The organism is Mesorhizobium sp. NPDC059025, assembly GCF_042739655.1.
In the GTDB taxonomy this organism is placed as follows: domain Bacteria; phylum Pseudomonadota; class Alphaproteobacteria; order Rhizobiales; family Rhizobiaceae; genus Mesorhizobium.
The window spans coordinates 36324-44633 of sequence record NZ_JBHYIM010000024.1 but is presented as its reverse complement, the minus strand read 5'-3'; the positions used below and the strand labels follow the sequence as shown (position 1 = coordinate 44633).

Below are 8310 nucleotides of genomic sequence, written 5' to 3'. Positions count from 1 at the left end.
ATCATGGGCATCGGACCGGTGCCGGCAACCCGCAAGCTCTGCGCCCGGCTCAACCTGACACCACGGGACTTCGATGTGGTCGAGCTCAACGAGGCGTTCGCGGCGCAGGGCCTCGCCGTGCTGCGCGAGCTTGGGCTGCCGGACGCCGCCGGCCACATCAACCCGAATGGCGGTGCCATCGCGCTCGGCCATCCGCTCGGCATGAGCGGAGCCCGCATCACCGGCACGGCGGCGCTGGAACTGAAGGAACGCAACGCCCGCCTCGCGCTCGCCACCATGTGCATCGGTGTCGGACAGGGCATCGCCATCGCACTCGAAAGGGTCTGAGCGCGGCCAAATCGTACTCAAGCCGACCGACAGTTGCTTGCTCTGGCTTGAACTTTTCCTGATGGATATGCGCTGACCAGAGCAATTCCAGGAGAAGTGCGTAGCGGTTTTCCGTGCGGAACTGCGTAAAAACAAAGAGCCGGAGCGTTTCCGTGTTTCCGTCAAGAACGGAAACACTCTAGCATCAGCTTGTCGTTCTCAGTATGACAGCTATACACTGTTGACCGAAGGCTGTTGTCCAACCGGGAGCAGACACCAACGTTTCCACCGAAATGCCGGGGTAGTGGCTTTGGCTCAAAGGCAAAGACAGATCGCATCCGAGGATAGCGAGGAACGGAAACTTCGCTACCTGCACGTCTATGACTGGATCCTCGATTTCATCGCCAGGAACGATCTGACCGGTGGCGACAAGCTGCCGAGTTCGACCGAACTCGCCAGGCTGACCGGCGTCAGCCTGATCTCGGTGCGACACGCCCTCGACAAGCTGGAACATGCCGGCAAGATCCATCGTCACCAGGGTATAGGCACCTTCGTCGCCAAGGATCGTATCGTCAGCGAGCCGAGCAGAACCGGGCGTCTTCTGGAAACGCTCTCGCCATCCGGCGGGCCGGAACTCGCCACGGAAGTGCTCGCCATCAACGTCGGCCTGCCCGGACCGGAGATCGCCAAGGCGCTGTCGATCGAGATCGGCCAGCCCGTCTGGGAAATAATGCGACGGCGCAGCCTCGGGACAACACCGGCAATCCTGGAGCAGGCAGTGCTGCCGCTCAGCCTTGTCCCGGCCATCAACGAGAGGGATCTGCAGGCTGGCGACTCGCTCTATGCCTTGCTCGCGGAACGCTACGGGCTGCGCGACGACTACGCCGAACAATCACTTGAGGTGGACAAGCCGACCGCTGCGGAGCGCGAGGCCCTGGACCTCGGCCCGCGCGACCAGGTCGTCCGGATCAGGGGCGTGTCCTTCACCGCTGACGGCAAGGCCTTCGACTGCTACCAGCAGACCTACAAGGCCTCGGATTTCGTGTTCTACACATCGGGCTCGGGCAGCCGGCATCTCCTGCAGCCGACCGATATGAAGCAATGGGTGGTGCTGCCGCTCCATGGCGGCAAGCCGGCGTCTCCGATTAAGGCGGCTGGCCGTTCAGGTCGATAGATTGGCCAGGGTCGAGCGGTTCGGATCCGGGTGAGGGATGCTGGCAAGCAGCGCCCGCGTGTAGTCGGCCTTCGGCGAACGGACCACCGCTGAAGCGGCACCTTCTTCCACGATCCTGCCTTGATGCATGACGGCAATGCGGTCCGCATAATGCGCCGCAGTCGAGAGATCATGCGTGATCATCAGGATGCCCATCCTGGCGTCGGTGCGCAATTCGTCGAGAAGTTCGAGCACCCCGGCACGCACCGACACGTCCAGCATGGACACCGGTTCGTCCGCAAGAAGCAGTTCAGGCTTGAGTACGATCGCGGAGGCGATCGCCACGCGCTGGCGCTGGCCACCCGACAGTTCATGCGGAAAGCGGTTGAGATAGCGTTCGACCGGGGTCAGGCCGACGCGTTCGAGAGCCGCATGGATCAGGCCATCGCGTTCCCTGGCCGTGAGGCCGATGCCGTGGACACGCAATGGCTCCTCGACCGTGGAACGCACGCGGTAGCGCAGGTCGAGGGATTCGTACGGGTCCTGATAGATCATCTGCACCTGGCGGCGCAGCGGTCGCCATTGTCCGCTGGTCAGGCTGGTGACGTCGCGGCCATTGAGATGGATGGATCCGGAGCGCGCCTTGATCATGCCGAGGATGGCCTGCAGCGTCGTGGTCTTGCCGCTGCCGGACTGTCCGACCAATGCGACCATTTCGCCGCGCTCGACGCGCAGCGAGACGTTCTCGACGGCGGAAGGCGCTTGGGGTTCAACCCCGCGCATCACATCGCGGAAGCTGCGGACGCGCGGATAGGATACGCTGATGTCTCGCACTTCGAGCAGCGGCGATGCGGACTCCGTTTTCGTTGATGCCGGGGAGGTTCTTACGGGAGCCTCCGGCGTGCTGAACACATCCGGCGTCGCCTCGAAAAGCTTGCGCGTGTACTCATGCTTTGGGCGATGATAGAGGTCGCCGACCTCTCCCTGTTCGACGACCTCGCCTTTCAGCATGACTGCTGCCCGGTGGCAGCTTTGCGCAACGATGGCGAGGTCATGCGTGACGAGCACGAGCGCGAGGTTCAACTCCTTGCTCAAGCGCACCAGCAGCTTCATCACCTGGTCCTGCACCATGACGTCGAGGGCCGTTGTCGGCTCATCGGCAAGCAGCACCTTCGGCTCACATGCCAGGGCCATGGCGATCATGGCGCGCTGGCGCATGCCGCCGGACAACTGATGCGGGAAGCGTGTGGCATGGTCGGCGGGGATGCCGACCAGTTCCAGCAATTCACCGATCCTGCGCGTCATGGCGACGCCGCGCGCAACGCCATGCATCTGCATGGCTTCAGCGATCTGCCAGCCGATGGTCCGTACCGGATTGAAAGCACTCATGGCGCCCTGGAAGACCATGGCGATGTCCTTCCATCGGTGAGGTGCGACGCTGGCTTCTCCGCTGCGCAGGATATCGGTTCCGTCCAGCAGGATACGACCGGAGACCTCCGCATTTGCCGGCAGCAGTCCCATCGCTGCCAGAATGGTGGTGGTCTTGCCGGATCCGGATTCGCCGACGAGCCCCAGCCGCTCGCCGGGGGCGAGTTCCAGGTTGACGTTCTTGACGACGTGGAATTCGGCGCGGCCGTTGCCGGTGTCGGCGCCGAACCAGATGTTCAGGTCTTGGATTGCGAAGGCGCTGCTCAAGCTGGAATTCCTTGTCAGATAGCATCGGGCCCGCGCCCGACGAGCGGGCGCAGCTTCCAGCCATGCAATGAGAGATATGAGACCTTGAGTCGGGGATTGAGTCCGTCCTCGATCGAGCGGCCGAGCATGTAGCAGCCCATGATCAGCACGGCGACGGCAACGCCGGCGGGGACGATCGCCCACCAGGCCCCGCTGCTGACGGCGGCGCGGTCGAACGCGTGTTCCATGATGGTGCCCCAGGTGATCGCGGTCGGATCGGATAGGCCGAGGAATGCCAGCGCGGTCTCGTTGAAGATGGCGACGGTAATGGCCAGCACGGTGTTGGCGACCAGCAGTGGTCCGATCTGCGGCAGGATATGGCGAATGATGATGTGGAAGTGGCTGGCGCCGAGGGCCTCGACGCGTTTGACGTAGACCCGCTCGCGCAGGCTCTTGACCTGGGCACGGATGAGGCGCGCGGTGCTCGTCCACATCAGCGCGCCGATGACGATGATGACATGGGAGAGGCTCGGGCCCCAGACCGCCGCGATCACAATCATCAGCACGATCTGCGGGATGACCAGGAAATAGTCGGTGATTCGCATCAGCACCGTATCCACCCAGCCGCCGAAATAGCCCGACAGGATGCCGACGGTCGCACCGATGCCGATGGCGATGAGGGTTGCGGTCGCGCCGACGATCATCGAGATGCGGCCTCCGCGCAGCACAAGGCTGAACACGTCAATGCCGCCGTCGTCGCAACCGAACCAATGTTGCCGGGATGGCGGCTCGAATACCGCGCAGGTGGCTTCATGCACGCTGTAGGGCTCGATCAGCGGCGAGATAAGTCCGAGCAGGACGAAGATGCCGACGATGGCAAGGCCGGCAAGCGCGGCGCGCTGGTGCAGCACGTCGTTCAACATCGGCCAGAAGCCGAGCCGGGTCTCGGCTTCCGGGGCGGCTGGCCCAGGCAAGGAAAGGGTCATGTCGTTATCCGGGGATCGAGCTTGTAGTAGATGAGGTCGGCGATGAGGTTGAAGGTGATCACCACCACGGTGATGGCCAGGAACCCACCCTGAAGCATCGGGTAGTCGCGCTTGAGCACGGCCGTGTAGAGAGCCCGACCGATGCCTGGCCAGGAGAAGATGACCTCGATGAGGATGGAGCCGGTGACGACCGCGCCAAGCGACATCGCCACCATGGTGACGATCGGCAGCATGGCGTTGCGCAAGGCGTGTGCGCGGATCAGCCTGCGCCGCGGCACACCCTTGGCCTTTGCCGTCAGGATGTAATCCTCGCCGAGTGTTTCCAGCATCGCGGAACGCACGATCAACGCGTTCTCCGCATAGAGCGTCAGGGCCAATGTCGTGACCGGCAGCACCATGTGCTTCAGCGTGTCGAGGAAGGTATCCCATCCCGAACCGCCCATGGCGAACGGGTCGTTCATGCCGGCCGAGGGCAGGACACCGGCGAATATGATGAGCAGCATCATGCCGAGGAACTGCGTGGGGAAGGCGTAGAACAGGACGGCGATGTTGGTGCTGAGATGATCGGTCATGCTGCCCCGGCGTACCGCTGAAATGACGCCGACAATCACGCCGAGTGTCAGGGCAAGGATCGTGCCCGTCGCAACCATGGGAATGGTGTTGCCAAATGCCTCGACAAGGTTGTCGAACACCGGCTGCCGGTTCATGTAGGAAACGCCGAAATTGCCCTGCAGCGTCTGCTGGAGATAAAGCAGGTATTGTTCCCACAGCGGCTTGTCGAGGCCGAACTGCGCGGTAAGAGCCTGCTTCAAGGCAGGCGAGGCGTTCGGGACGCGCGAGATCTGGCTGACCGGCCCTCCGGGAAGCACACGGAACAGAATGAAATTGAGCGTCAGGGCCACAAAAACCGTGACGACAGCGAAAACTATCCGCTTCCAGATATAGGCCGATCCCCGCAACGCCTCTGCTCCTCCCAAGCGGCTTGACATGTACTCATCATACTCAGTAGCCTGAATATGAGGCAAGTCCCCATTTTGGAGAATCTTGCGTCTCGGGAGATCACAATGAAAAAGAAACCTCACCAGAGTTGGAATATCCGCGCCCTGGCGATCGCCGCAGCAGTCGCGGCAACAGCCGTTTTTCAGGCGCCCGCCATACCTTCAGCTTCAGCGGCTGAGATCCTGCGTATCGGTGCGACACAACCGATCGACTCGCTCAATCCGTTTGTCTCGGACTCCGATTACAGCTCAGTGTTTTATCAGTATGTGTACCCACACCTGACTGAATATGATGCCAAGCTCGAGATCGTGCCGTCCTTCGCGACCAAATGGGAGACGTCTGCAGACGGCAAGGTCTGGACTTTCCATACCGTTCCGAACGCAAAATGGTCCGACGGCGAGCCGCTCACGGCGAAGGATGCGGCCTTCACCTTCAATCTGATCCGCAAGTTCCAAAGCGGTGCCACCGGCAAGCTGGCCGGCTGGGTCGCTCATATGGAGGATGCCAAGGCCGCGGACGACAACACGCTGGTACTGACCTACGCCTTGCCGGTCGCCAATGTGCTGACGCAACTGCAGGCGCTGCCGGTTCTGCCGCAGCACATCTGGGAGCCACTGACGGAGGGCAATGGCGAGCAGATCTCGACCTTCCCGAATGCGGCCCCCGTGGTCGCGGGCGGTCCGTTCATGCTGACCAAACACGAAAATGAGCAGATCGCGCTTTTCGCCCGCAATCCGAACTGGTGGGGCGAGAAGAAGCCGGTGATCGACGGTTTCGGCCTGCAGTTCTTTGCCAATGACGATGCCATGATCACCGCGCTTGTCACCGACAAGCTCGACATGATCGGCGAGCAGACGCCACCGACATCCGTCGAGACCCTGAAGAAGGCCGGGATGACCGTTTTGAGCGGACCGGGTGTCGGCATGAAGACGCTGATCATCAACACGAGTGCAGACAAGCCGAAGAACCGTGAGTTGCTCGACCCGAAGGTGCGCGAGGCCCTGGAGTACGCCATCGACCGGGAAACGATCGACAAGATCGTCTGGCTTGGCTTCTCGACGCCCGGTTCAACCATCGTGGCACCGGCAAGCGGCTACCATGACGAGGCCATCAAGCCGCTGCCCTACGATACCGACAAGGCAAACCAGATATTGGACGAGAAGGGTTACAAGAAGGGCGGCGACGGCATTCGCGTCGTCGATGGCAGGCGCATGGCCTATGAAGTGATTTTCCCGACGGAAGAGAACGGCACCGGCGATCGTGCCTTCCAGATCATCCAGGCCGGCTTCAAGAAGATCGGCATCGAGATCACCCAGCGCAAGATGGATCCGGGTGCCGCGACCGAAGCCATCCAGGCTCCCGAGGCCAAATATCTCGACTATGATTTCGCGATGTGGAGCTGGGTGCCGCCGGTGGAGCCGGACTTCATGCTGAGTATTGTCACCTGCGCCGCTCGCGGCGGCAACAGCGACAGCGGCTACTGCAATGCGGACTACGACAAGATGTACCTGAAACAGGGCACGCTGCTCGACAGCAAGGAGCGCCGGGCCGAGATTTCCGCGATGCAGAAGCACATCTTCGAGGCTCGCCCCTACATCGTGCTCAACTATCCCAACGTCATCGAGGCCCATAGCCCGAAATGGGAGGGGTTCGTGCTTTCGCCTCTCGTCGGTTCGGTCAACAATCTGTCGACCGAAACGCTGATGAACGTCCACAAGGTGAAGTAGCATGACCACCCTACGCTTCGGCAGCGAGCCGTCCGTTCTGGCCAAGGCAGACATTCTGGTGATGCCTGCTTTTGCGGGAGCCCATGGTTTTGAAGTTGCCGATGCCGAGTTGGCGGGGAAGGCGGCACATGGCGGGCAATTTGCCCGTCATGTGCTGCGCCTTGATCCATCTTTCCAGGGCAAGGTCGGACAGCTTTCGGCGCTCCTGGTGCCAGCTTCGAACGAACCGGCGGTGCTTCTGGTCGGTGTCGGAGCACGCGACGCTTTTTCCGCAAACACCTTGCGCGATGCCCTCATGCCTGCAGCGCATTTCCTGCACAAAAGAGGTTCGTCCGTCATCGCCTTGAACGGATTTGGCATCGATCCGGCGCTGGTCGTGCGTGCGGCTGCCGAGGCTTGCCTGATCGGTGCTCATTTCCGTTCTGACGAGACGGAAACGATGATCGAGCTTCTGATCGCTGAAGCCTCGAAACTGAAACGAGCTTTCGAGGTCGGGACGGCTGCCGGCAAGGCGGTCAACTGGGTACGCGATCTTGTCGAGACCCCGGGTGGCGATCTTGTGCCTGAGTGTCTGGCGCAGGTGATTGCCGAGCGTGCGCGCCAGCTGGATATTGCCGTCGAAGTCTGGGACGAAGCCGAGCTCGTTAAGCACGGTTTCGGGGCGACGCAGGCTGTCGGTCGCGGCAGCGCCAACAAACCGCGCGTCGTGCGGCTTTATCCAGATCGACAGAAGGCCGGGCTGGGCCTTGCCGGCAAGGGCATCACCTTCGATTCCGGCGGTATCAATCTCAAGCGCAACGCGCAGGAGATTGCCTGGATGAAGGCTGACATGGCTGCTGCGGCGGCGGTAGCCGGCGCCATTTTCGCGGCCGTCGAACTCGGTCTTGATCCCGATGTCACCGCCGTGCTGCCGATGGCGGAAAACATGCCGGGCGGCCACGCGTTGCGTCCCGGCGATGTCGTTGGCCATCCCGACGGCCGCAAGACAGAAGTTGTCGATACCGATTGCGAGGGCCGCCTGGTCCTGGCGGATGCGATTGCCCACCTCGCCAGGAATGGCGTTGGAGAGATCGTTGATGTCGGCACGCTCACCGATGGCGGTGGCGTTGGCCCTTTGCTTTGGGGATGCTGGTCGACATCGACCGCGCTCGCCGATGCGCTCCGCGACGCCGGCGAACTTGCCGGCGAGCCAGGCTGGCGATTGCCACTCAGGGCCGAATATGAGCGCCTGATCGAATCAAAAGTCGCCGACATCGCCAACGCGCCCTTGTCGGTGCCGGACAGCGGTCAGCTGGCCGCCACCTATCTGCGCACATTTGCCGGCAATGCCGCCTGGGCGCATGTCGACAACGGGTCGAGTGCCTACCTCGATCAAGGCTTTGAACCATGGTCCGTAGGTGCGACGGGTTCACCCGTCAGGGCGCTGCTGCAATTGCTGCTCAACCGGGCTGGTGAATAGGTTCCG

Annotated in this window: 6 protein-coding genes and 1 pseudogene; 4 read left to right on the top strand and 3 right to left on the bottom strand. The window is 62.1% G+C overall.

Going from position 1 to position 8310, the window contains the following annotated elements; genetic code table 11:
• Both ACFWYE_RS30630 and ACFWYE_RS30625 read left to right on the top strand, forming a co-directional pair.
• Positions 1-327: pseudogene (locus ACFWYE_RS30630) on the top strand (3-oxoadipyl-CoA thiolase); the annotation flags it as partial.
• Positions 328-616: 289 nt separating this feature from the next.
• Entirely contained in the window at positions 617-1480 is an 864-nt protein-coding gene (locus tag ACFWYE_RS30625; RefSeq protein ID WP_379115768.1) for a GntR family transcriptional regulator, read from the top strand.
• Here ACFWYE_RS30625 and ACFWYE_RS30620 read toward each other — a convergent pair.
• From ACFWYE_RS30620 to ACFWYE_RS30610, 3 genes are read right to left on the bottom strand one after another with little or no spacing between them, the layout of a single operon-like run.
• A complete protein-coding gene (locus ACFWYE_RS30620) occupies positions 1469-3154 on the bottom strand; it encodes a dipeptide ABC transporter ATP-binding protein (RefSeq protein ID WP_379115767.1) in 1686 nt (561 codons plus the stop codon). The genes ACFWYE_RS30625 and ACFWYE_RS30620 overlap by 12 nt on opposite strands.
• A 14-nt stretch (positions 3155-3168) precedes the next feature.
• Positions 3169-4119: an ABC transporter permease gene (locus ACFWYE_RS30615; RefSeq protein ID WP_379067242.1), complete on the bottom strand. Its 951-nt coding sequence runs from the start codon at positions 4117-4119 to the stop codon at positions 3169-3171.
• Entirely contained in the window at positions 4116-5108 is a 993-nt protein-coding gene (locus tag ACFWYE_RS30610) for an ABC transporter permease (RefSeq protein WP_379067244.1), read from the bottom strand. Before ACFWYE_RS30610 ends, ACFWYE_RS30615 begins: the two co-directional genes overlap by 4 nt.
• A gap of 75 nt (positions 5109-5183) precedes the next feature.
• Here ACFWYE_RS30610 and ACFWYE_RS30605 point away from each other — a divergent pair, with 75 nt between their 5' ends.
• Positions 5184-6845, top strand: a complete 1662-nt coding sequence (locus tag ACFWYE_RS30605) for an ABC transporter substrate-binding protein (RefSeq protein ID WP_379115766.1) — start codon at positions 5184-5186, stop codon at positions 6843-6845.
• A gap of 1 nt (position 6846) precedes the next feature.
• A complete protein-coding gene (locus ACFWYE_RS30600; protein WP_379115765.1) occupies positions 6847-8304 on the top strand; it encodes a leucyl aminopeptidase family protein in 1458 nt (485 codons plus the stop codon).
• The last annotated feature ends 6 nt before the right edge of the window (positions 8305-8310 follow it).